22 protein-coding genes and 1 riboswitch are annotated in these 22,385 nt (G+C 70.4%); of the genes, 8 read left to right on the top strand and 14 right to left on the bottom strand.

Annotated elements, in window-relative coordinates; genetic code table 11:
• Positions 1 to 49: 49 nt before the first annotated feature.
• Positions 50 to 448, top strand: coding sequence for a nuclear transport factor 2 family protein (locus CV755_RS30155; protein ID WP_109283406.1), 399 nt, complete (start codon positions 50 to 52; stop codon positions 446 to 448).
• A 75-nt stretch (positions 449 to 523) separates the two neighbouring features.
• Here the strand turns inward: CV755_RS30155 and CV755_RS30150 are convergent, their stop codons facing one another.
• Together CV755_RS30150 and CV755_RS30145 are read right to left on the bottom strand one after the other, a co-directional pair.
• Positions 524 to 1,399: a hypothetical protein gene (locus CV755_RS30150; protein WP_109283405.1), complete on the bottom strand. Its 876-nt coding sequence runs from the start codon at positions 1,397 to 1,399 to the stop codon at positions 524 to 526.
• Entirely contained in the window at positions 1,392 to 2,075 is a 684-nt protein-coding gene (locus CV755_RS30145) for a hypothetical protein (RefSeq protein WP_153068770.1), read from the bottom strand. The genes CV755_RS30150 and CV755_RS30145 overlap by 8 nt, the downstream gene beginning before the upstream one ends.
• A 176-nt stretch (positions 2,076 to 2,251) precedes the next feature.
• On the opposite strand from CV755_RS30145, the gene CV755_RS30140 reads away from it, so the two are divergent.
• Positions 2,252 to 3,415 (top strand): barstar family protein, encoded by a 1,164-nt coding sequence (locus CV755_RS30140; protein ID WP_241561453.1) that lies wholly within the window; start codon positions 2,252 to 2,254, stop codon positions 3,413 to 3,415.
• Between the two features lie 19 nt (positions 3,416 to 3,434).
• Here CV755_RS30140 and mnmA read toward each other — a convergent pair whose 3' ends face one another.
• Positions 3,435 to 4,592, bottom strand: coding sequence for a tRNA 2-thiouridine(34) synthase MnmA (gene mnmA, locus CV755_RS30135; protein WP_109283402.1), 1,158 nt, complete (start codon positions 4,590 to 4,592; stop codon positions 3,435 to 3,437).
• A 156-nt stretch (positions 4,593 to 4,748) separates the two neighbouring features.
• A complete protein-coding gene (locus tag CV755_RS30130; protein ID WP_109283632.1) occupies positions 4,749 to 5,918 on the bottom strand; it encodes a cysteine desulfurase family protein in 1,170 nt (389 codons plus the stop codon).
• 87 nt (positions 5,919 to 6,005) lie between these two features.
• On the opposite strand from CV755_RS30130, the gene CV755_RS30125 reads away from it, so the two are divergent.
• Positions 6,006 to 6,446 carry a carboxymuconolactone decarboxylase family protein gene (locus tag CV755_RS30125; RefSeq protein ID WP_109283401.1) on the top strand — a complete coding sequence of 147 codons (441 nt, stop codon included), beginning with the start codon at positions 6,006 to 6,008 and terminating at the stop codon, positions 6,444 to 6,446.
• 38 nt (positions 6,447 to 6,484) lie between these two features.
• Here CV755_RS30125 and CV755_RS30120 read toward each other — a convergent pair whose 3' ends face one another.
• The 9 genes from CV755_RS30120 to CV755_RS30080 form a co-directional block, all read right to left on the bottom strand.
• A complete protein-coding gene (locus CV755_RS30120; protein ID WP_109283400.1) occupies positions 6,485 to 7,144 on the bottom strand; it encodes a trimeric intracellular cation channel family protein in 660 nt (219 codons plus the stop codon).
• A 67-nt stretch (positions 7,145 to 7,211) separates the two neighbouring features.
• Positions 7,212 to 8,657: a M1 family metallopeptidase gene (locus CV755_RS30115; RefSeq protein ID WP_241561452.1), complete on the bottom strand. Its 1,446-nt coding sequence runs from the start codon at positions 8,655 to 8,657 to the stop codon at positions 7,212 to 7,214.
• Between the two features lie 75 nt (positions 8,658 to 8,732).
• Positions 8,733 to 9,749, bottom strand: coding sequence for an ABC transporter ATP-binding protein (locus CV755_RS30110; RefSeq protein ID WP_109283628.1), 1,017 nt, complete (start codon positions 9,747 to 9,749; stop codon positions 8,733 to 8,735).
• A gap of 11 nt (positions 9,750 to 9,760) precedes the next feature.
• Positions 9,761 to 10,840: an ABC transporter ATP-binding protein gene (locus tag CV755_RS30105; RefSeq protein WP_109283399.1), complete on the bottom strand. Its 1,080-nt coding sequence runs from the start codon at positions 10,838 to 10,840 to the stop codon at positions 9,761 to 9,763.
• Entirely contained in the window at positions 10,837 to 11,835 is a 999-nt protein-coding gene (locus CV755_RS30100; protein WP_109283398.1) for an ABC transporter permease, read from the bottom strand. The genes CV755_RS30105 and CV755_RS30100 overlap by 4 nt, the downstream gene beginning before the upstream one ends.
• A 113-nt stretch (positions 11,836 to 11,948) precedes the next feature.
• A complete protein-coding gene (locus CV755_RS30095) occupies positions 11,949 to 13,715 on the bottom strand; it encodes an ABC transporter substrate-binding protein (protein WP_241561451.1) in 1,767 nt (588 codons plus the stop codon).
• Between the two features lie 73 nt (positions 13,716 to 13,788).
• Entirely contained in the window at positions 13,789 to 14,781 is a 993-nt protein-coding gene (locus CV755_RS30090; RefSeq protein WP_109283396.1) for an ABC transporter permease, read from the bottom strand.
• 235 nt (positions 14,782 to 15,016) lie between these two features.
• On the bottom strand, positions 15,017 to 15,796 hold the full coding sequence (locus CV755_RS30085) for an enhanced serine sensitivity protein SseB C-terminal domain-containing protein (RefSeq protein ID WP_241561450.1): 780 nt from the start codon (positions 15,794 to 15,796) through the stop codon (positions 15,017 to 15,019).
• 100 nt (positions 15,797 to 15,896) lie between these two features.
• Positions 15,897 to 16,643, bottom strand: coding sequence for an enhanced serine sensitivity protein SseB (locus tag CV755_RS30080; protein WP_109283625.1), 747 nt, complete (start codon positions 16,641 to 16,643; stop codon positions 15,897 to 15,899).
• A 355-nt stretch (positions 16,644 to 16,998) separates the two neighbouring features.
• Positions 16,999 to 17,090: riboswitch (glycine riboswitch) on the top strand.
• 146 nt (positions 17,091 to 17,236) lie between these two features.
• On the opposite strand from CV755_RS30080, the gene gcvT reads away from it, so the two are divergent.
• The 4 genes from gcvT to CV755_RS30060 all read left to right on the top strand — a co-directional run bounded on the left by gcvT (position 17,237) and on the right by CV755_RS30060 (position 21,651).
• Entirely contained in the window at positions 17,237 to 18,352 is a 1,116-nt protein-coding gene (gene gcvT / locus CV755_RS30075) for a glycine cleavage system aminomethyltransferase GcvT (RefSeq protein ID WP_109283395.1), read from the top strand.
• Positions 18,353 to 18,428: 76 nt separating this feature from the next.
• The gene (gene gcvH, locus CV755_RS30070; RefSeq protein ID WP_109283394.1) at positions 18,429 to 18,806 is read left to right on the top strand and encodes a glycine cleavage system protein GcvH; all 378 of its coding nucleotides are present in this window, start codon (positions 18,429 to 18,431) and stop codon (positions 18,804 to 18,806) included.
• A 37-nt stretch (positions 18,807 to 18,843) separates the two neighbouring features.
• Positions 18,844 to 20,106: a serine hydroxymethyltransferase gene (gene glyA, locus CV755_RS30065; protein WP_109283393.1), complete on the top strand. Its 1,263-nt coding sequence runs from the start codon at positions 18,844 to 18,846 to the stop codon at positions 20,104 to 20,106.
• A 162-nt stretch (positions 20,107 to 20,268) separates the two neighbouring features.
• A complete protein-coding gene (locus tag CV755_RS30060) occupies positions 20,269 to 21,651 on the top strand; it encodes an L-serine ammonia-lyase (RefSeq protein ID WP_109283392.1) in 1,383 nt (460 codons plus the stop codon).
• Between the two features lie 22 nt (positions 21,652 to 21,673).
• Here CV755_RS30060 and cutA read toward each other — a convergent pair whose 3' ends face one another.
• Positions 21,674 to 22,003, bottom strand: a complete 330-nt coding sequence (gene cutA, locus CV755_RS30055) for a divalent-cation tolerance protein CutA (protein WP_109283391.1) — start codon at positions 22,001 to 22,003, stop codon at positions 21,674 to 21,676.
• A gap of 62 nt (positions 22,004 to 22,065) precedes the next feature.
• Here cutA and CV755_RS30050 point away from each other — a divergent pair, with 62 nt between their 5' ends.
• Positions 22,066 to 22,377 carry a hypothetical protein gene (locus tag CV755_RS30050; RefSeq protein ID WP_109283390.1) on the top strand — a complete coding sequence of 104 codons (312 nt, stop codon included), beginning with the start codon at positions 22,066 to 22,068 and terminating at the stop codon, positions 22,375 to 22,377.
• Positions 22,378 to 22,385 lie beyond the last annotated feature (8 nt).

Here is a 22,385-nt window from a genome sequence, read left to right as displayed (position 1 = left end):
TCCAAAGCGCTCGCCCCCTCGTAGCGATCTCGCCTGCCCGAGGAGTGCCATGAGTGACACCCGCACCGTCATAGACGAGTTCTTCCGCCGCGTCGGCAACGGCGACATCGCCGGGCTCGGTGAATTCTTCGCCGAGACGGTGGACTTGAACGTGTACGGCGCCGAGGAGGTGCCGTGGACGGGGCGGCGTACCACCAAGGCGGAGGCCGTCGCGTTCTTCAAGACGCTGCCCGAGTATCTGCAGCCGCAGGAGTTCTCCGTGGCGAAGGTCTTCATCGACGGCGAGGACGCCGTGGTCCTGGGCCGCATGGTGCAGAAGGTCAAGCCCACCGGGCTGCTCTTCGACTCCCCCTTTGCCTTCCACTTCACGGTCGTGGACGGGAAGATCACACGCTATATCGCCTACGAGGACAGCCTCGCCCTGGCGCGCTCCTTCGGTGTCGGCTGAGGCGTGACGGCATGACGGCGGTGGCCTGCGACGGCAATCCTCTTCCGCCGCAGGACACCGATCCGTACCCAGACGTCACCACGGCCCCACCGGCACCAGGTCCGGCCCGATCGCGTGCCACTCATCGCCGCCACCGCTCACCCGGTGGAACAGATGGCCGCAGTACCAGACCACCAGGTCCTGGCCGTAGACGTCCTCGCCGTTCACATAGGCGTCCAGCCCGTCGCCCGCCGCGCTGCCCTGGCGCCCGTGCCGGTCCTCGGCGGCGTGGTAGCGCAGCAGCCACAGGTCTCCGGTGGAGAAGGCGTCCGCCTTACCGTCGTTGGGCCCCGGCAGCAGGTAGTAGCCGCGGCCGCTGTCCATGTCCACGGTCGCCCAGGCGCGGCGCGACGGGGCGTTCTTCACGCGGCGGGTCTCCCGGCGGAACGGGTGCCAGCCGCGGCCCCATCCCTCGTCCCCGCCATAGGAGTTGTACTCCAGCAGCAGATCGCGCGGCGGGCCGTCGATATCGAAGTCAAAGCGCCAGTAGGCATGGTGCCGGTGATCGAAACGGCACTGGAGCCCCGCACTGAACAGCCGTGGCATCACCACGCCGTTGGACCAGAACACCCAGCGGTGGGTCAGCCGGTAGGCGCCGATGGTGTGGTACGAATCCACGCTCAGCGCCCGCTGCCCGCCGCCGGAGTAGGAGTAGACGCACACCCGCCGGCCCGGACAGTGGCGCGTGGGATGGGAGTTGTCGTAGTTGAGCGGGTCCTTGTACGGGCCGCAGGCGTCGCCGTCGTACTGCACACGCAGCGATGGCAGGCTCGCCTTGGCGAACACCTGGTGGCCGCGGTACGCGGCCCGGGAGATGACGATCCCCTCCTCGTCCGGCGCGTCGGCCAGCCGCCAGTCGAAGGTCCACAGCGGCTGCCCCTCGGGCCAGGAGACCTGACCGGACTCACTCATCGCAGCACCCTCCCCCGGCATCCGTCTCCACCACGCGCTCCTCGCCCAGGTCCACGATCACCCGTACCCGGGGCAGGCGTTCGTCCGGCGGGCCGAAGCCGACATACGCGCGGCGGCGGCCATGGTGCCGGTCGCCCTCCCCCACATCGCTGGTGAGCAGCACCATGGGGACATCGCCGGGCCCCAGGCGCCCGGCCACCCCGGGGTGCGCCCGGGCCAGCGCCACCGCGCGCTCCGCCTCCGCGCCGGACAGCGCGGGCTGCCCCGTGCCCTCGCCGACGGCGGCCACGGACGGCCCGTCGCCGCGCAGGGTGATCTCCAGGGGGCGTCCGGCGGTGTAGTCGTAGAGCAGGGCGCGGACTTGGGCCTCCGCACCCTTGTGGTCATCGACGGGGCCGGCGCCCAGGTAGGCGTAGCGGTGTCCCCGGAGCGCGCCGCGCACCCGCTCATCCGCGAGCAGCACGGCCAGGATGTCCGGCTCCCTGGCTGCCCGGTCCGGGTGGTGGGCGTCGGCGAGGACCTCGACCGGCACCTCCCCGGCGGCCGGTGCGGGCAGTTCCCTGAGGGCGGGATGAACGACCGGCGGAAGCTCGGGCAGTCCCGGACGGTCCGGCGGCGGAGGGAGATGGATGGCGGGCGGCATGGCAAACCCTTCCTGCCGGGTACCGGCGCTCACAATCCCCAGTGTTTCAATCCGAATTCGGGCAGTCACCAGCTGGTGCGGTCCGGCTGGAGCACGCACCGCGGCCTCGCGCCCCCGGCGCTCGGCAGTGCGTATGGCACGGAGCGCCGGCCGGGCCGCCCCGTATCGTGAGCCCGAAGTGTCGTCCGGTGATGCGGAGGTTGTCGCGAATGGAAGAACACGCCGTCTGGGACCGGGCCTTCCCGGTCAAGTACCTCCTGGTTCGCGAGGACGAGGACGGCGAGGAGCGGTTCTGGGGGCGGTGCGCGGATGTGGAGGGCCTCTTCATGGACAAGGTGCCACCGCCGCGTGAGGTGCTGACTCTCCGGGGATGCGCTCCCGCGGGGCCATTGCGCGACGCTCTCGCTCCGGGCGGGAAGGCGACCCGGCAGCTGGGGGATGTCTGCGTCGAGATCTGGGACCAGGAGCGCCCGGTGCAGTGGTGGAACCTGGTGGACACCGTGGTCCTCGCCCACCGCCCCAGCCGGGCCGATCCGGCGTTGGTGGACGTGATCGTGGGATCCGGCGTCGAAGAGGACGAGGGGTGGTCAGGAGCCTTGCCACCGTCACCGCGGTTCGAGTTGTCCGCCCAAAGCGCCCGCGCCCTGGGGTCCTGCCTGGGAGTGGACGGCCTGTCCGGGCCGCGTGCGGATCCGCCGGTGTTCCCCCTGGAGCTCATCGGCTGCGAGGCCGCGGAGCCCTTGCTCGCTGTGCTGCGCGGGCCGCGCAAGTGGGCCGGGGACCGGGTGCAGTTGTGGGCGCTGGACGGCAACGGCCGGGTGATGTACCGCCATTACGCCGGTCTGGATATCACCGGGGCGCGGCCATCGGTACTCGGGGGCACCCTGCTCGACATCACGCTCACCGACGGCGGCGACAACCGGCCCTCGCTGATCGCCCGCAAGGTCTGGGAGACCTGGTACCGGGGAATTCCTACGGCCCCGAACCAGTGGGCTCCCTATGGCGAGCAGGGGCGGAACGAGTGGCTGGAGCTGACGGCCACCGGCCTGAGCGGCCGGCGCCCCGACCGGTCCGGGGGCGTGCACCACCTTGACGGCAGATTTGTCACGGACGTACCCGGGCTCCACTGCGCCATGGCCGAGGCGCTGCTCGGCCCCGGAAAGTACTTCGGACGGGAGTGGAACGCGTTCCGCGACTGCCTGTGCGGCGGATTCGGTGTGGTGCCTCCCTTCACCCTGATCTGGCACGACGCCCATATCGCGCGCCGGGTGCCGGCGGATGCCGTATCCGGTTCCGGGGAAGGGGGCCTCTCCTACTTCGAGGACATCGTGCGACTGCTTGAACGGCATGGGGCCACGGTGGTCCTCGCTTGAGAGGCCGGCCCCCTTTGCCTCAGCCGCTGAGGGCCCCCGCCCGCTCCGTGGCCGCGATGGTGGCCGAGCCGACCACGCGGGTGCCGTCGTAGAGGACGATGGCCTGGCCGGGGGCGACGCCGCGGACCGGCTCGGTGAAGGAGACCTTCAGTTCGTCGCCGACCAGCTCGGCGGTGACCGCGGTCTCGCCGCCGTGGGCGCGCAGCTGGGCGGTGTACTGGCCCGGGCCGGACGGGGCGGTGCCGCACCAGCGGGGCCTGATGGCGGTGAGGGCGGTGACGCTCAGGGACTCGGCCGGGCCGACGGTGACGGTGTTGTTCACCGGGGAGATGTCCAGGACATAGCGCGGCTTGCCGTCCGGCGCGGGGTGGCCGATCCGCAGGCCCTTGCGCTGGCCGATGGTGAAGCCGTAGGCGCCCTGGTGGGTGCCGACCTTGCTGCCGGACTCGTCCACGATGTCGCCCTCCGCCTTGCCCAGGCGGGCGGCCAGGAAGCCCTGGGTGTCGCCGTCGGCGATAAAGCAGATGTCGTGGCTGTCCGGCTTCTTGGCGACCGCCAGGCCGCGGCGCTCCGCCTCGGCGCGGATCTCCTCCTTGGTGGTGAGGGTGTCGCCGAGCGGGAACATGGCGTGCGCCAGCTGCTTCTCGTCCAGTACGCCGAGGACATAGGACTGGTCCTTGGCCATGTCGGAGGCGCGGTGCAGCTCGCGGGTGCCGTCCTGGTTGACCACGATGGTGGCGTAGTGGCCGGTGCAGACCGCGTCGAAGCCGAGGGCCAGCGCCTTGTCCAGCAGCGCGGCGAACTTGATCTTCTCGTTGCAGCGGAGGCAGGGGTTGGGGGTGCGGCCCGCCTGGTACTCGGCGATGAAGTCCTCGACCACATCCTCACGGAAGCGGTCGGCCAGGTCCCAGCAGTAGAAGGGGATGCCGATGACGTCGGCGGCGCGGCGGGCGTCCCGGGAGTCCTCGATGGTGCAGCAGCCACGGGCCCCGGTGCGGAAGGACTGGGGGTTCGCCGAGAGCGCCAGGTGGACACCGGTCACCTCATGGCCGGCCTCTACGGCGCGGGCGGCGGCCACGGCGGAGTCCACGCCGCCGGACATGGCGGCGAGCACACGGAGGGGCTTTCCCTCGCGGGGGGCGGAGAGGTCGGGTGCACCGGGGAAGTCAGTCGTCATGGTCTCTCCAGGGTACGGGGCCCCGTGCGGGGCCTTGGAGCCCCACGTTTCCGGTTGCGTTTCATGTGCGGGTGGCCGGGTGGCTGGTCGCGCCCACGCGGCGGAGCCGCATATCGGACAGTTCCCCGCGCCCCTGATGGCGTCTGACGGGGCCGCCTAGCTCAGGCCGGCGTTGCGGGCGCGGGCCACCACCGGGCCGATGGCCTCCGACACGGCCCGGACATCCTCCTCGGTGGAGGTGTGGCCGAGGGAGAACCGCAGGGTGCCCCGGGCCAGGTCGGGGTCGGTGCCGGTGGCCAGGACCACATGGCTGGGCTGGGCCACGCCCGCGGTGCAGGCGGAGCCGGTGGAGCACTCGATGCCCTGGGCGTCCAGCAGCAGCAGCAGGGAGTCGCCCTCGCAGCCGGGGAAGGAGAAGTGGGCGTTGGCGGGCAGCCGGCCCGCCGGGTCCGGATCGCCGCCGAGCACCGCGTCGGGTACGGCCGCCCGTACGCCCTCGATCAGCCCGTCGCGCAGGGCGCCGATCTCCCGGGCGAAGTCCGCCCGCCGCTCGGTGGCCAGCGCGCCGGCCACCGCGAAGGCGGCGATGGCGGGCACATCCAGGGTGCCGGAGCGGACCTGCCGCTCCTGGCCGCCGCCGTGCAGCAGCGGCACCGGCTCGTACTGCCGTCCCAGCAGCAGGGCGCCGATGCCATAGGGGCCGCCGATCTTGTGGCCGCTGACGGTGAGCGCCGCCAGGCCGCTGGCCGCGAAGTCCACCTCCAGCTGGCCGACCGCCTGCACCGCGTCGGCGTGCAGCGGGATGCCGAACTCGGCGGCCACCTCGGCGAGTTGGCGCACCGGCATCACGGTGCCGATCTCGTTGTTGGCCCACATCACGGTGGCCAGGGCCACATCGTCCGGGTCGCGTTCTATCGCCTCGCGCAGCGCGTCCGGGTGCACCCGGCCATGGCCGTCCACCGGCAGGTACTCCACCGTGGCGCCCTCGTGCTCGGCCAGCCAGTGCACCGCGTCCAGCACGGCATGGTGCTCCACCGGGCTGGACAGCACCCGGGTACGGGCCGGGTCGGCGGCCCGCCGGGCCCAGTACAGGCCCTTGACGGCGAGGTTGTCCGCCTCGGTGCCGCCCGCGGTGAACACCACCTCGCTGGGGCGGGCGCCGAGCGAGGCCGCGAGGGATTCCCGGGCCTCCTCGACGGTGCGGCGCGCCCGGCGCCCCGCGGCGTGCAGGGAGGAGGCGTTTCCGGCGACGGCGAGCTGGGCGGTCATCGCCTGCACCGCCTCCGGCAGCATCGGAGTGGTGGCGGCGTGGTCGAGGTAGGCCATGGTGGGCACGATTCTACGAGCCGGCTCGCCCGGCCAGTCCCCCGCGGGTTTGCATTGGAGTCAACTCCAACATCTAGCGTCTCTCCCATGAACGACGCGATCAACGAGAACAGCAGCCAGAACACCATCGACGACGCCCGCCAGGCGCGCTTCGAGCGCGGCCTTCAGGTGCTCAAGCACGTGGACGGGGAGGCCGGCCAGCGGGTGGTGGACGCCATGGCCGACATCAACCCGGAGCTGGGCAACCAGATCATTTCCTGGGCCTTCGGCGAGATCTACGACCGCCCCGGGCTGGCGCCGCGCGACCGGCAGCTGGTCACCCTCGGCATGCTGACCGCGCTGGGCGGTTGCGAGGCGCAGCTGGAGGTGCATGTGAACGGAGCGCTCAATGTGGGGCTGACTCCGGAGCAGGTGGTGGAGGCCCTGCTGCACTCGGCGGTCTACTGCGGCATTCCCAAGGCACTGAACGCCACCTTTGTGGCGAAGAAGGTCTTCGCGGAGCGGGGGCTGCTGCCGGTCGGCAAGTGATCTCAGGCCGGTCAGTGATCTCGGACCGGCAAGTGATCTCACACCTCCTCCACCGCCCGGCTCCTGCGATGCCAGGCCCTCGGCGCCCGCAGGTTGAACCGCATGGCGAGCAGCCGCAGCGAGAAGGCGGTGAGGACGGGCACCGCGTTGGTGGGACCGTGCAGCGCATGGAAGCGGATCATCACCGCCGCGATGGCCGCGCCCACCATCGCCGGCACCGCGTACAGATCGCGGTCCCAGCGCAGCAGCGAGGGCACCTCATGGGCGAGGACGTCGCGCAGTACGCCCCCGCCCACGGCGGTGGCCAGGCCCAGGGTCGCGGACTGGGTCAGACCCAGGCCATGGGAGTACGCCTTGACCGTGCCGGTCACACAGAACAGCCCCAGGCCCGCCGCGTCGAAGACGCCCACCGCGGTGGTGATCCGCTCCACCTCGGGGTGCAGGAAGAAGACGATCAGGGTGGCCAGCAGCGGGGTCAGGAAGTAGCCGAGGTCGGTGAAGGCGGCCGGCGGCACCGCGCCGATGACCAGATCCCGGAACAGTCCGCCGCCCAGCGCGGTGACCTCGGCCAGTACGGCCATGCCGAAGACGTCGAAGTTCTTGCGCACACCCAGCAGCGCGCCGGATATGGCGAAGACAAAGATCCCGGCGATGTCCAGCCAGTGCTGGACGGAGGGACTGAACAGATCGGAGAGCACGCGACATTCTTACGCGTGGCGGACAGTGCGGGTGCATTGCGGCCGGCCGCGCGCCCCCTGTGGCCGCCTAGCCCAGCGCCGGCTTCCCCCGCTGGGAGAGCCAGGTGTGGAAGAGGTCACCCAGCCGCTGCCCCGACACCTTCTCGGCCAGCGCGATGAACTCGCCGACGCTCGCGTTGCCATAGCGGTGCCGGGCCGTCCACTGCGGCAGCAGCCGGAAGAAGTCCCGGTCGCCGATCCGCTCCCGCAGGGCCTGGAGGGCCATCGCCCCGCGCTCATAGACCGCGTCGGCGAACATGGTGTCCCGCTGGGGGTCGGCCACGTCGATCTTCCAGAAGGGGTCCTCGGGCTTGATGGAGTCGTACGCACTCCGGAAGGCGTCATGGGCGGTGCGCCGCCCCTTGTGCTCGTCCCACAGCCACTGGGCGTAGGTGGCGAAGCCCTCGTTGAGCCAGATGTCCTTCCACTGCCGTACCGAGACCGAATCGCCGAACCACTGGTGGGCCAGCTCATGGGCGATGGTGGTCTCGCTGCGCACCGCCGAGTAGATGGGCTTGGACTGGGTCTCCAGGGAGAACCCGGCATCCGGCATGCCATCGACGATGGCCCCGGTCTCCTCGAAGGGATAGGGGCCGAAGACCTTGGACCAGTAGTCGGTGATCTCGGAGGTCAGTCCGAAGACGTCCACCTTGCGCGGATTGGGCAGGGTGGGGTCGATGGCGGTGTAGACGGGGATGCCGCCGGGGGTGCGGCCGGTGCGGACGTCCATTCTGCCGATGGTGGCGGTGGCCAGATAGGTGGCCATGGGGCGGCTCTCCCGCCAGTGGGTGACGGTGCTGCCGCCCCGGTTCCGGGTGGAGACCAGCCGTCCGTTGGAGACCGCGGTCAGGCCCTTGGGGGCGGTGACGGTGATGTCGAAGGTGGCCTTCTCGGAGGGGTGGTCGCTGGCCGGGAACCAGGTGGAGGCGGCATTGGGCTCGCAGGCCACAAAGACGCCGGTCTTGGTCTTCATCCAGCCGTATTTGGAGCCGAAGACTATGGGGCCGCTGAGCGGCTGGGGTATGCCGCCGTAGATGACGGTGGTGGTGAAGGACCGTCCCTTGGGGATGAAGTGCCGGGGGGTGATGACCAGTTCGTCGCCCTGCCGGGTGAACGCGGCCCGGTGGCCGTCCACTTGGACGGAGCTGACGGTGAGCTGCTGGAGGTCCAGGTCGAAGCGGGAGAGGTCCTGGGTGGCGCGGGCCCTTACCGTGGTGCGGCCGTCCAGCCGGCCGCTGTCGGGGGCATAGCCGATGTCCAGGTCGTAGTGGGCCACGGAGAAGCCGCCGTTGCCGAGGTGGGGGAAGTACGGGTCGCCGACGCCGGGCGCGCCGGGCGTGGGGTGGTGGCCGGCGGGGGCGGTGGGGCCGGCCGAGATCACCCCGGCCGAGGCCACCGCCACACCGATGGCCAGCAGCCTGGTGGAGCGCGTTCTCAGTGCGGTGGTGAGCGAGCGAGCGGGTTTGGGTCGCACCGTACGTCCCTTCGATGGCGTTGACGGACGTGCGGAATCTGCCCCCTCTCCCGTCACCTCATGCCCGTACTTCCCTCAACTCGCTTTGTCCTGCGGCGCGTTCTCCGGGTGGTGGCAGGCCACCCGGTGTCCCGTCTCCAGCGCGGCCAGCGGTGGCTCCTGTTGTCTGCACACCTCGGTGGCCTTCCAGCAGCGGGTGTGGAAGCGGCAGCCGGCGGGCGGCGAGATCGGTGAGGGGACGTCGCCCTTGAGCAGGATGCGCTCCCGTTTGGCGCGCCGCTTGGGGTCGGGCACCGGCACGGCGGACAGCAGGGCCTTGGTGTAGGGGTGCATGGGTTTGTCGTAGAGCGCCTGGCGGTCGGCCAGTTCCACCACTTTGCCCAGGTACATCACGGCGATGCGGTCCGAGACATGGCGGATCACCGAGAGGTCGTGGGCGATGATGACATAGGTGAGGCCGAGTTCGTCCTGGAGGTCGTCCAGCAGATTGACCACCTGGGCCTGGATGGAGACGTCCAGGGCGGAGACCGGCTCGTCGGCCACCACCAGCCGGGGCTTGAGGGCCAGGGCGCGGGCGATGCCGATGCGCTGGCGCTGGCCGCCGGAGAATTCGTGCGGATAGCGGTTGTAGTGCTCGGGGTTGAGGCCGACCAGTTCCAGCAGCCGCTGCACCTCCCGCTTCACCCCGCCCTCCGGGGTGATGCCCTGGAGCCGGAAGGGGGCGCCGACGATGGTGCCCACGGTGTGCCGGGGGTTGAGCGAGGAGTACGGGTCCTGGAAGATCATCTGGATGTCCCGGCGCAGCGGCCGCATGGCGCCCACGCTCAGATGGGAGATGTCCCGGCCCTCGAACTCCACGCTGCCGCCGGTGGGTTCCAGCAGCCGGGTGACCAGCCGCCCCATGGTGGACTTGCCGCAGCCGGACTCGCCCACCACGCCCAGGGTCTCCCCGGCGCGTACCTCGAAGCTCAGCCCGTCCACCGCGCGCACCGCGCCCACCTGGCGGCGCAGCAGCCCCTTGTGGATGGGGAAGTGCTTGACCAGGCCGTCAACCTTCAGCAGGGTCTCGGTCCGCTGCCGGGGGACGTTCATCTTGTGGTCCTTCACAGCTTGGGGGCAATCTCTTCGGTCCAGATCCGCGTCCGCTCCCCGGGTGGCAGATGGCAGGCGGCGTGGTGGTTCTCCTGGCCGGGCACCGGGGCGAGTTCGGGCCGCCGGGTGCGGGTGAGTCCGCCCTCCGGCTTGTCGGCGTAGGGGCAGCGGGGGTTGAAGGCGCAGCCGGCGGGGACATTGATCAGGCTGGGCGGGGAGCCCTTGACCGGGATCAGCCGTTCGGTCTGGGCCCGGTCGATGCGCGGCATGGAGCCCAGCAGGCCCCAGGTGTAGGGGTGTTGGGGGTGGTAGAAGACCTGCTCGGCCGGTCCGCGCTCGATGCAGCGGCCGGCGTACATCACCAGGATGTCGTCGGCCAGTTCGGCCACCACCCCCAGGTCATGGGTGATGATGATGACCGCCGAGCCGTACTCCTTCTGCAGGTCCCGGATCAGGTCCAGGATCTGGGCCTGCACGGTGACGTCCAGGGCGGTGGTGGGCTCGTCGGCGATCAGCAGGCTGGGGTTGTTGACCAGCGCCATGGCGATCATGGCGCGCTGGCGCATGCCGCCGGAGAACTGGTGGGGGTAGTCGTCCACCCGGCGGTCGGCCTGGGGGATGCCGACCCGGTCGAGCATCTCCACGGCGCGTTTGCGGGCGGTCTTCTTGTCCGCGTCATGGTGGATCCGGTACGCCTCGGCGATCTGGTGGCCGACGCTGAAGTAGGGGTGCATGGCGGACAGCGGGTCCTGGAAGATCATCGCCATCTCGCGGCCGCGCAGCCGGCGCACCTCCTCGGGGTCGGCGGTGAGCAACTCCTTGCCGTCGAAGTGGATTTCACCGCTGATCCTGGCCTTGCGGCGGCCGTACTGGCCCACCGTGTGCAGGCCCATGATGCCCAGCGAGCTGACCGATTTGCCGGAACCGGACTCGCCGACGATGCCCAGGGTGCGGCCCTTGGCCAGCTGGAAGGAGAGCCCGTCCACCGACTTCACCAGTCCGTCGTCGGTGGGGAAGTGCACCCGCAGGTCGCGGACGTCCAGATAGGCGGTGGCGGCGGGGGCGGCCGCGCCGGTCACGGGAGTGGTCACGAGAGCCTCACTCGGGGGTCGATCACGGCGTAGAGCAGGTCCACCACCAGGTTGGCGAGCACCACGGCGGTGGCCGCGATCAGCACCACGCCCAGGATCAGCGGCAGGTCCCGGTTGCTGATGGCGGTGACCGCCGCCTGGCCCAGGCCCGGCAGGTTGAAGGCGGTCTCGGTGAGGATGGCGCCGCCGACCAGGGCGCCCAGGTCCATGCCCAGGATGGTGAGCACCGGGGTCATGGTGGAGCGCATGGCGTGCTTGCCGATCACCACCCGTTCGGTGAGGCCCTTGGCGCGGGCGGTGCGGATGTAGTCCTCGCCCAGTACCTCCAGCATGGTGGCCCGGGTGAGCCGGGCGTACATGGCGGCATAGAGGAAGGCCAGGGTGATCCAGGGCAGCACCAGCCCGCTGAACCAGGCGCCCGGGTCCTCGCCGAAGGGGGTGTACTCGGCCTTGGTCCAGCCCAGTTGGTTGTTGAAGACGGCCAGGGCGAGCAGCGCGGTGAAGTAGATGGGCAGCGAGACCCCGGCCAGCGCGGTCACCATGGCGGCCCGGTCGATCCTGGTGCCGCGTTTGAGGGCGGAGACCACTCCGGTGCTCACCCCGGCAAGCAGCCAGATCACACAGGCCCCGCCGGCCAGCGAGAGGGTGACCGGCAGCCGGTCGGTGAGCACCGGCCAGACGGCCTGTTCGGTGCGGAAGGAGTAGCCGAAGCAGGGGGCCGGGCAGTGATCGCTGGTCCCGCCGCCGGTGTAGTCCCGGCCGGCGAAGATGCCGGTGACAAAGTGCCAGAACTGCTCCAGGATCGGCTGGCCGAGCCCCAGTTTCTGCCGGATGCCCTCGATGGTCGCCGGGTCCGCCTGCTTGCCGACATAGAGCGAGGCGGGGTCGGTCCCGGTGAGCTTGGGGATGGCGAAGAAGATGCCGAAGGTCACCAGGGTGACCACCAGCAGCATCACGATGACGGCGAACAGCCGCCGGACGATATATGCGAACACTGCGGTCGGCCCGGCGGGGGCCGGGGGGCCTCAACGGCCCCCGGGCCACCGCACTCGGCCCTCACCTGCCCTTCGGGCTGCTCAGCGGCGAGTGCGCCTGGAACGGACGGAAATCACCTGGTGACGCCCAACGCCGCATAGTCGTAACGGCCGTTGTAGGCGTCGGCCGTATAGACATTGGTCAGCCGGGAGCTGCGCCAGATGATGTTCTTCTCGTAGGTGAAGGGCATGTACCAGGCGCCCTCCATCACCTTCTTGTCGGCCTCCTGGAAGATGGCTCCGGCCTTGGCCGGGTCGCTCTCCGCGATGCCCTCGTCGAAGAGTTTGTTGATCTCGGGGTCGCTGATCTCGGGGTAGTTCTGGTTGCCGCTCTGCTCGATGAACCGGCCGTCCGCCAGCGGCTGGAGGAAGCCCTGGCCGCTGGGGAAGTCGGAGCCCCAGCCGAAGATGATGATCCCGTAGTTCTTCGCCTTGACGTTCTTGGGCGAGCCGACGATGCCGGTGGACTGGGCGCCGTCGTACTGGTCGATCTGGGTGTCGATGCCGACCTTCTTCAGCGCGGCCTGCATGGACTCGGCGGTGGCGATCTCCGGCTGTTTGTTGTTGCGCACCGCGATGGTGGTCTTGAAGCCGTTCTCATGGCCGCAGGCCTTGAGCTCCTCCTTGGCCTTGGCCAGGTCGGGCTTGCCCTGCTTCAGTTGGTACGGGTCGTAGTTGGCGTCATAGCCCTTGACGACCGGCGGCAGCATGCTGGTGCCGATGTCACCGCCCGCCTCGGGGCCGCCGCGGGCGGTCTGCAGCGAGGTGTGGTCGGAGGCGTAGATGACGGCCTTGCGGCAGTGCTCGTTGTCGAAGGGGGCCACCGACTTGGGGAAGGCGGCGAAACGGATGAAGCCGGTCTGCGGGTTGTCCAGGTTGGCCTTGTTCGACTGCATGGCCTTCTGCCGGCCGGCCGCGCCCATGCCGGTGGCGGCGAGGTCCAGGTCGTACTCGCCGTTGATCAGACGGCTGTCCATGTCGTCGGCGTTGGTGGTGAACTTGATCGAGATCTTGTCCGGCAGTGCCTTGCGGATGGGGTCCGAGCTCTGGTTCCACTTGTCGTTGCGGACCAGCGCCAGGCTCTTGTTGCTGTCGTAGGACTTGAACTTGTAGGGGCCGTCGGAGAAGGGGTGCAGGCCGTACTTCTCCCCGGTGTCCTTGTCCTGGCGCACCGGCCCGGCCGCGGGCAGCGCCAGCATCTGCAGGAAGTCGCCGTTGGGCTTGGCCAGATGGAAGACGATGGTCTTGGCGTCGGGCGTCTCGATGGGCTTGAGCCCCAGCTTGTCCGAAGTGGTGTCCTTGTAGGGGCCCTTGTACTCCCGGCCCGGGTCCAGCACCTGCATCAGCCAGGTCGGGCCACCGGAGATCTTGTCCTGGGCCCAGGTGCGCTCGATGCCGTACTTGATGTCCTGGGTGGTGACCGGCTTGCCGTCCTCCCAGGTGAGTCCGTCCCGCAGATGGAAGGTGTAGGTCTTCTTGTCCGGCGAGACGGTGCCGGTGTCGGTGGCCATGTCCGGGACCACCTCGCTGCTCTGTGCGCCGGGCGCCGGTTTGGGCGTCACCAGCGTACGGACGTAGTAGCGGGAGAAGTCCCACATAAAGCCGTAGTAACCGCGCTGTGGGTCCCAGGAGTCGGCGTCCTGGGTGGAGATGAACTTCAGCTCACCGCCCTTCTTGGTGGACGGGCTGGCGACCTTGTTGATGCCCGCGTTGTAGCCGGGGGCCTTGCCGCCCTTGCTGTCGCCCTTGCCGCCGCCGCAGCCGGCGACACCGATCAGTGCCGCCGCGACCAGCGCCGCCGTGGCGGTCAGTCTGCGCCTGGAATTGCCTTGCGTTGCCAAGATGTCGCGACCTCCGTGGTGACCGGAGCCGACAAGCCGGCCCGGGAACGGGTGAGTTGGTACGCAGCTTCGGCTAGCGGGAGCCCTTCGGGTCCAGGGCATCGCGGATGCCGTCGCCGAGGAGGTTGAACGCCAGCACGGTGACGAAGATGGCCAGACCCGGGATGATCATGAACATTGGGTCGCCCTCATAGGTCTGTACGGCCCGGGAGAGCATCTGCCCCCAGGACGAGGTGGGTGCCTTGACTCCGGCGCCCAGAAAGCTCAGCGCCGCCTCGGTGAGCACATTGGTGGGGATCATCAGGGTGGCGTAGACGGTGATCGGCGCCACCAGATTGGGCAGCAGCTCCCGGAAGAGGATGTAGCGCCGCCCCGCGCCCAGGCTGCGCGCCGCCTCCACATACTCGCGCTCGCGCAGCGAGAGCGTCTGGCCGCGTACGATACGGCCCACATAGGGCCAGCCGAAGAAGCCGATCACCGCGATCAGTACGGCCATCCGTACGCCCGAACCACTCAGTCCCCACAGCTCGTTGGGCACCACCGAGATCAGCGCGATGATGAACAGCAGCTGCGGGAAGGCCAGCAGGGCGTCCATCACCCGGCTGACCAGCGAGTCGATCCAGCCGCCGAAGTAACCGGCGATCACCCCCAGCACGGTGCCGATGACCACGGCCACCACGGCGGAGAGAAAGGCCACCAGCAGCGAGACCCGGGCCCCGTAGACCACCCGGCTGAACACATCCCGGCCGTTGGTGGGCTCAACTCCGAAGAGATAGTCCGAGTTGATGCCGCCCAGGGATCCCTTGGGCATGCCGTCGAAGGCGTTGATCCGGTCCTCGTGGAAGTCATTGGGCGGATGCCCCAGCAGATGCACGATCACCGGGGCGAAGACCGCCACCAGGATCAGCAGCAGCACCACCACCCCGCCGCCCAGCGCCCATTTGTCGCGCTTGAGGCGCATCCAGGAGATCCGCCAGGGGGAGCGGCCCTCGATGGCCTTGGCGGGAGCATCGCCGACCACGTCCATCGGATCGGCCGGACTGGTCTCGGGCAATGGTGCCGTCATGGTGAGGACCCCTCTCAACCGGCACTTGGGGCCGGCGCACAACCTGCCGCCGACGGCGGCCGGTTCACATCACTGGTGCAAGTGGTGCGGGACGTTCACGCAGAGCAGGTCGTACCGGACCGGTGGGTCCTTGGTGCGGGAGTCTTCAACGCGTTAGCGATCACCCGCCAGACCCGGCCGCCAAAGGATGCGCAACCGTGATGTGCGGAAGGGGATTCCGTTATCCGGACAGGCCCTAGTGGGAGGGCTGGTGCGGATAGCCGTAGCCGGGCACCGCGACGGCGCCGGGCTGGGCCTGACGGTCGTAGAACGGGCGGGAGTTGGCGCGCAGCCACATCACCACCGGGTCGTAGTCGTCGGACATCGCCACGGTGGACACCGGCACCCCGTCCGGCACCGCGTCGATCGCCTGACGCATCATCAACCGCACGGATTCCACGGTGGCTTGGGAGCCGTCGTACAGATCCAGGCCGATGGCCAGGTACGCGGCGCCCAGCGCCGGCCGCACCCAGGCGCGGTGCAGGGCGCGCACCGCCGGGGTGCGCTGGGCGTGCTGGGCCAGCAGGGCGTAGAACCGACCGGCGTCCGCCGACTCGGCGGCCGGTTCGCTCAGTTGCAGCGGGCCGGCGGGCAGCCGGTCCAGACCGCCGGCGATCCGGCGCAGATCGAGCCAGGGGATGCCCACTCCGCCGCCGGGGGCATGCGGGTTGAGCCACAGGCCCCAGCGCCCGGGGTAGAGCGAGGCGGCCAGCCGGCGGCCGGGCACCACCTCATGCGCGCGGTTCCAGCCGCTGGCGGCCAGTTCGGCGGCGGAGGTGACACAGGGGGCGTAACCCAGGCCGTCCACCTCCATGTTGCCGTACTGGGCGTCCGGCGAGCCGGCCTGGCCGTGCCACAGCAGCATCCACAGCCGGTCCTCGGCTATCGCCTTCAGCAACGCCTCATAGGTGTCATACCGCCCGGGCGCCACTTGGCGCAGCACCTGCTCCACGCCGCCCTCCGCGCCCCCGCTCACCTGGTTCCGCCTCTTCTCCCGGCCGTGCTACTGGATCCCCCGGCGCGGTCCCGGCCGAGGGTCCCACCAGCTTACGAGGCGTGCGCCGCGCGTGGCGCGGTCACCGGTCACGGTCGTAGAACGGACGGACCCGGCCCAGCAGCCACTCCGCGACCGGGTCCTGGGCCACATCCAGGAAGACCAGCTGCACCGGCCATGGCACCGGGGCCGCGCCCAGCGCCCGGCCCACCGCGTCCAGGGCGGCGGCCCGGGAGGCGTCGTCGGGCAGGTCCAGTTCCACGCCGACGAACAGGGCGGGCGCCTCGCACTCGACCTCGGCCAGGGCGCGGCGGGCGGTGCGCACCATCTGGATATTGGCGAACTCCAGCCCGGCGGCGGCCAGGAAGCCGGTGGGCTCCTCCTGCCAGTCGGGCTCGCGCAGCCGCACCCGGCCGCCGTTGGGCTCGCCGGGCAGCCGCACCCGGCCGGCCCGGCACAGCTCGGCCACGGCGGCGGGGGGCAGCGGGACGGTGACCGTCCCCTCGTGGTTGACCACGATGCCGACCTGCGGGGGCAGGCCACGGGCGAACTCCACGGCCGGGGCCACGGCGTGCGGCATATGCTCTCCGGCCACCCGCCGGAACTCCGCCTCGGAGCTGAACACCGGGACAAAGGCGGCGCCGCCCAGCTCCACGGTGGGCAGGTCCAGTTCGCGGCTTTCCGGACCGCCGCCGTTGGGCAGCGGTATCCACACCGGGGCGCGGCCGAGGACATCGACGATGCGCGGGCCGGCGTCGGGGGCGCCGACCGCCGCCGCGAGCGTCCGCTCCAGTTCATTGCCCGGCCAAGCGGTAACGCCCGCGTCCATCATTGCCGTCCACCCCGTGCGCGTTGTTACGTTCAGACGCCCGCACGATAACGGCTGCGCGGGGGGTGCGAGTCAACGGGGGTTTCGTTTGCGGGTGCGGCCCGGTGGTCGCGTTGTGCCCACCCTCCCCCAGCCTCCGGCCGGGGGTGCCCCCATCGCCCTGCGGCACGACTGCCCACAACGCGGAGGGTGCGCCCCGTCAGGGGCGCGGGGAACTGCGCGACCAGCCACAGCCGGTCCGCGGACAAATTCACAGCGCACAGGCGATCCATGCGCCACCCATACGTGCAATGATGTCCGCGCCAACCGGCGATCCGCACAACCGCCGTAGCAACACAACCGCATACCGGCCGCTCGAATCCGCGCGGGAGAGTCCCGGGTCCCACCGGGCGCCGAAGGAGCAAGTCCCTCCCTTGAATCTCTCAGGCCCCGTACCGCGTGCGATGAGGCAGATCTGAAAAGCGGGCCCCGCCACCACGGACGGCGGCCCCACCCAAGGTGCAAGCCGAGGCCCCGCGCTCTCGGTGAACCTCTCAGGTTCCGATGACAGATGGGGAGGCCGATCCTCGCGACGTCTGCCCGGGAGCCCGAAGATGACCCCTGTCCCCCGCCGCACCGCCCTGGACGCGCTGCACCGCGCGCTGGGCGCCACCATGACCGACTTCGCCGGCTGGGAGATGCCGCTGCGCTATGGCAGCGAGCGCGATGAGCACCAGGCGGTACGCACCCGCGCCGGGCTCTTCGACCTCTCGCACATGGGCGAGATCACCCTGACCGGCCCGCAGGCCGGCGAGGCCCTGGATTACGCCCTGGTGGGCCACCTCTCCGCGCTGGCCGTGGGCCGCGCCCGCTACACCATGATCTGCGACGAGCGCGGCGGCATCCTGGACGACCTGATCGTCTACCGCCTGGGCGAGCGGGAGTTCATGGTGGTGGCCAACGCCTCCAACGCCCAGACCGTGCTGGACGCCCTCACCGAGCGTGCCGCCGGCTTCGACGCCGCCGTCCGCGACGACCGCGAGAACTACGCGCTGATCGCCGTCCAGGGCCCGGCCTCCCCCGCCATCGTCAAGTCGCTCACCGACGCGGATCTCGACGGCCTGAAGTACTACGCGGGCCTGCCCGGCACCGTGGCCGGCGTGGACGCGCTGATCGCCCGTACCGGCTACACCGGCGAGGACGGCTTTGAGCTGTTTGTCGCCCCCGCCGATGCGGAGAAGCTCTGGCAGGCGCTGACCGAGGCGGGCGCCGAGGCCGGTCTGGTGCCCTGCGGGCTGTCCTGCCGGGACACCCTGCGCCTGGAGGCGGGCATGCCGCTGTACGGGAACGAGCTGACCACCGCCATCACTCCCTTCGACGCGGGCCTGGGCCGGGTGGTGAAGTTCGACAAGCCCGGCGACTTTGTGGGCCGTACCGCCCTCGAGGCCGCCGCCGAGCGCGCCGCGGCCGCCCCGCCGCGCAAGCTGGTGGGCCTGATCGCCCAGGGCCGCCGTATTCCGCGCGCCGGATACCCGGTGCTGGCGGGTGAGGAGATCATCGGTGAGGTGACCTCCGGCGCCCCCTCCCCCACCCTCGGCAAGCCGATCGCCATGGCCTATGTGGACGCGGCCCACGCCGAGCCCGGCACCGAGGGCGTCACCGTGGACATCCGGGGCGGCCGGGAGCCGTACCAGGTGGTGGCCCTGCCCTTCTACAAGCGGAACCGCTGACTCCAAGCGGACCCGCCCACTCCCGCGTACCAGCCCCCTTGCACAAGCACCGTCGCACGTACAGGAGAATCAACCCATGAGCAACCCCCAGCAGCTGCGCTACAGCAAGGAGCACGAGTGGCTGTCGGCCGCCGACGAGAACGGCGTCGCCACGGTCGGCATCACCGAGTTCGCCGCCAACGCGCTCGGTGACGTGGTCTACGCCCAGCTCCCCGAGGTGGGCGACACGGTCACCGCGGGCGAGACCTGTGGCGAGCTGGAGTCCACCAAGTCGGTCAGCGACCTCTACGCCCCCGTCACGGGCGAGGTCGTCGCGGCCAACCAGGATGTCGTGGACGATCCCTCGCTGGTGAACTCCGCCCCCTTCGAGGGCGGCTGGCTGTTCAAGGTGAAGATCACGGAAGAGCCGGCGGACCTGCTGACCGCCGACGAGTACACCGACTTCGCCGGCTGACCTCGCCCCTCCCGCCCAGGAAGTCCAGGAAGAACTCATGTCTTTGCTGAACAGCTCCCTCCATGAGCTCGACCCCGACGTCGCCGCCGCCGTCGACGCCGAACTCCACCGCCAGCAGTCCACCCTCGAGATGATCGCCTCGGAGAACTTCGCTCCGGTCGCGGTCATGGAGGCCCAGGGCTCGGTCCTCACCAACAAGTACGCCGAGGGCTACCCGGGCCGCCGCTACTACGGCGGTTGCGAGCACGTCGATGTCGTCGAGCAGATCGCCATCGACCGGATCAAGGCGCTGTTCGGCGCCGAGCACGCGAACGTCCAGCCGCACTCCGGCGCCCAGGCCAACGCGGCCGCCATGTTCGCCCTGCTCTCCCCCGGCGACACCATCCTGGGCCTCAACCTCGCCCACGGCGGGCACCTGACCCACGGCATGAAGATCAACTTCTCCGGCAAGCTCTACAACGTGGTCGCCTACCACGTGGACGAGAAGACCAACCTGGTCGATATGGAGGAGGTCGAGCGGCTCGCCAAGGAGCACCGCCCGAAGCTGATCGTGGCCGGCTGGTCCGCCTACCCGCGCCAGCTGGACTTCGCCGCCTTCCGCCGGATCGCGGACGAGGTGGGCGCCTATCTGATGGTGGACATGGCCCACTTCGCGGGTCTGGTGGCCGCCGGGCTGCACCCCTCCCCGGTGCCGCACGCCCATGTGGTGACCACCACCACCCACAAGACCCTGGGCGGTCCGCGCGGTGGGGTCATCCTGTCCACCGCCGAGCTGGCCAAGAAGATCAACTCCGCGGTCTTCCCCGGTCAGCAGGGCGGTCCGCTGGAGCATGTGATCGCCGCCAAGGCGGTCGCCTTCAAGGTCGCGGCCACCGAGGAGTTCAAGGACCGCCAGCGCCGCACCCTGGAGGGCGCCCGGATCCTGGCCGAGCGCCTGGTCCAGCCCGATGTCACCGAGGCCGGCGTCTCGGTGCTGTCCGGCGGCACCGATGTCCACCTGGTCCTGGTGGACCTGCGCAACAGCGAGCTGGACGGCCAGCAGGCGGAGGACCGGCTGCACGAGGTCGGCATCACCGTCAACCGCAACGCCATCCCGAACGACCCCCGCCCGCCGATGGTCACCTCGGGTCTGCGCATCGGCACCCCGGCCCTGGCCACCCGCGGCTTCACCGCCGAGGACTTCCGCGAGGTCGCGGACATCATCGCCGAGGCGCTCAAGCCCTCCTACGACGCGGTGGCCCTGCGCGCCCGGGTCACGGCCCTGGCGGACAAGCACCCGCTGTACCCCGGGCTGAAGTAACCCGGCATTAACGCTGCGTTACGGGGCACCACGCACACTGGAAGGTGCGCGGGGTGCCCCGTATCACGGCCGCCCACCGGCACAAATCCGCCCGCATCACGCACACTGAAGAGCGGGCACTCCCTCCCCGCACCACCCCCGATTCAGCAAGGAGCTGCCACCGTGGCCATCTCCGTCTTCGATCTGTTCTCGATCGGCATAGGCCCGTCCAGCTCCCACACGGTGGGCCCGATGCGGGCGGCACGAATGTTCGTCGGCCGCCTGAAGAACGAGGGCCTGCTGGCGCACACCGCCTCGGTGCGCGCCGAGCTCTTCGGCTCCCTCGGCGCCACCGGCCATGGCCATGGCACGCCCAAGGCCGTGCTGCTGGGCCTGGAGGGCCACTCCCCGCGCACCGTCGATGTGGAGATCGCCGACGACGAGGTGGAGCGCATCCGCACCACCAAGCGCCTCAGGCTCCTGGGCACCGAGATCGGCTCCGCCCATGAGATCGACTTCGATGAGTCCACCCAGCTGATCCTGCACCGCCGCCGTGCCCTGCCGTACCACGCCAACGGCATGACGCTGTTCGCCTATGACGCGGCCGGCGCACCCCTGCTGGAGAAGACCTACTACTCGGTCGGCGGCGGCTTTGTGGTGGACGAGGACGCGGTGGGCCAGGACCGTATCGTCCTGGACGACACCGTGCTGAAGTACCCCTTCCGCACCGGTGACGAGCTGCTGCGGCTGTCCCGGGAGACCGGGCTGTCGATCTCCGCGCTGATGCTGGAGAACGAGAAGGCCTGGCGCACCGAGGCCGAGATCCGCGAGGGCCTGCTGGAGATCTGGCGGGTGATGCAGTCCTGTGTCGCCCGCGGCATGTCCCGGGAGGGCATCCTGCCCGGCGGCCTCAAGGTCCGCCGCCGCGCCGCCACTTCGGCCCGCCAGCTGCGCGCCGAGGGCGACCCGCAGGCCCGCGCCATGGAGTGGATCACCATCTACGCCATGGCCGTCAACGAGGAGAACGCGGCCGGCGGCCGGGTGGTGACCGCCCCCACCAACGGCGCCGCCGGCATCATCCCGGCCGTGCTGCACTACTACATGAACTTCGTGCCCGGCGCGGACGAGGACGGCATCGTCCGCTTCCTGCTGGCCGCGGGTGCCATCGGGATGCTCTTCAAGGAGAACGCCTCCATCTCCGGCGCCGAGGTGGGCTGCCAGGGCGAGGTGGGCTCGGCCTGCTCGATGGCCTCCGGCGGCCTGGCCGAGGTGCTCGGCGGCACTCCCGAGCAGGTGGAGAACGCGGCCGAGATCGGCATGGAGCACAACCTGGGCCTGACCTGCGACCCGGTCGGCGGCCTGGTGCAGATCCCGTGCATCGAGCGCAATGGCATGGCCGCCGCCAAGGCCGTCACCGCCGCCCGGATGGCCCTGCGCGGCGACGGCCGGCACCATGTCTCCCTCGACAAGGTCATCAAGACCATGAAGGAGACCGGCGCCGATATGAAGGTCAAGTACAAGGAGACGGCCCGCGGCGGGCTCGCGGTCAACGTCATCGAGTGCTGAGCCGGACACGGCCCGTGGTGCGCTAGGAGCGGGTCTCCCGGCGCACCCAGGCCAGATAGTCCGCGCTGCCGGTGGTGATCTCGGTGGCGATGATCTCCGGCACGTCATAGGGGTGTTCGGCCTTGAGGTACGCCTCCAGCTCCGGGTACCGGGCCCGGGTGGTCTTGTAGTGCAGGCGCCACTCGGTGTCGGTACGGATCTTGCGTTGCCACTGGTAGACGCTGGTGATCGGTCCGTCGATCTGGGCACAGGCGGCGAGCCGCTGCTCGATCGCGGCGGAGGCGAGCCGGCGGGCGGACTCCTCGCTGTCGGTGGTGGTCGTCACCGCGATGTACTGGATGGCCTCGGACATGGCGCCGACCGTACCGCAGCGGGCACGGGGCGTTGTCGGTGGTGGCACGTAGGCTCCTTGACATGAGCCATGCAGACCTGCGCGAACTCCATGGTGCGCTGCACACCGCCTATGACATCGCCTTCGCCCTCGACGCCACCGCCGTCTCCGCCCAGGAGAGCGAGCAGCTGGTGGACGCGCTGCAGCGGGCGCTGGCCGCGGCGCGCGCCCTGGGCGGCGGGGCCGGCACCACCGGCTGCGCCCGGCACCCCAAGGGCGCGGTGGACCCGCTCTACGGGGACAAGGAGGATCCGCTGCCGCCCGGCTGGGGCCGCTGCCTGCTGTGCAATGACGCCCGCCGGCGGGCCAACGCCCAGCGGCGCGGCGGTCGTTGAGCGGCGCC

Origin of the sequence: Streptomyces orinoci, from assembly GCF_003121295.1 — a bacterium.
Taxonomy (GTDB): Bacteria; Actinomycetota; Actinomycetes; order Streptomycetales; family Streptomycetaceae; genus Streptomyces; species Streptomyces orinoci.
This window is presented reverse-complemented; position numbering and strand designations above follow the sequence as displayed.

Excerpts from the sequence above, each read along its gene's own strand:
- CV755_RS30155 (WP_109283406.1), top strand. The coding sequence starts at position 50 with ATGAGTGACACCCGCACCGTCATAGACGAGTTCTTCCGCCGCGTCGGC.
- CV755_RS30150 (WP_109283405.1), bottom strand. The coding sequence starts at position 1,399 with ATGAGTGAGTCCGGTCAGGTCTCCTGGCCCGAGGGGCAGCCGCTGTGG.
- CV755_RS30140 (WP_241561453.1), top strand. The coding sequence starts at position 2,252 with ATGGAAGAACACGCCGTCTGGGACCGGGCCTTCCCGGTCAAGTACCTC.
- mnmA (WP_109283402.1), bottom strand. The coding sequence starts at position 4,592 with ATGACGACTGACTTCCCCGGTGCACCCGACCTCTCCGCCCCCCGCGAG.
- CV755_RS30130 (WP_109283632.1), bottom strand. The coding sequence starts at position 5,918 with ATGGCCTACCTCGACCACGCCGCCACCACTCCGATGCTGCCGGAGGCG.
- CV755_RS30125 (WP_109283401.1), top strand. The coding sequence starts at position 6,006 with ATGAACGACGCGATCAACGAGAACAGCAGCCAGAACACCATCGACGAC.
- CV755_RS30110 (WP_109283628.1), bottom strand. The coding sequence starts at position 9,749 with ATGAACGTCCCCCGGCAGCGGACCGAGACCCTGCTGAAGGTTGACGGC.
- CV755_RS30090 (WP_109283396.1), bottom strand. The coding sequence starts at position 14,781 with ATGACGGCACCATTGCCCGAGACCAGTCCGGCCGATCCGATGGACGTG.
- CV755_RS30080 (WP_109283625.1), bottom strand. The coding sequence starts at position 16,643 with ATGGACGCGGGCGTTACCGCTTGGCCGGGCAATGAACTGGAGCGGACG.
- gcvT (WP_109283395.1), top strand. The coding sequence starts at position 17,237 with ATGACCCCTGTCCCCCGCCGCACCGCCCTGGACGCGCTGCACCGCGCG.
- gcvH (WP_109283394.1), top strand. The coding sequence starts at position 18,429 with ATGAGCAACCCCCAGCAGCTGCGCTACAGCAAGGAGCACGAGTGGCTG.
- glyA (WP_109283393.1), top strand. The coding sequence starts at position 18,844 with ATGTCTTTGCTGAACAGCTCCCTCCATGAGCTCGACCCCGACGTCGCC.
- cutA (WP_109283391.1), bottom strand. The coding sequence starts at position 22,003 with ATGTCCGAGGCCATCCAGTACATCGCGGTGACGACCACCACCGACAGC.
- CV755_RS30050 (WP_109283390.1), top strand. The coding sequence starts at position 22,066 with ATGAGCCATGCAGACCTGCGCGAACTCCATGGTGCGCTGCACACCGCC.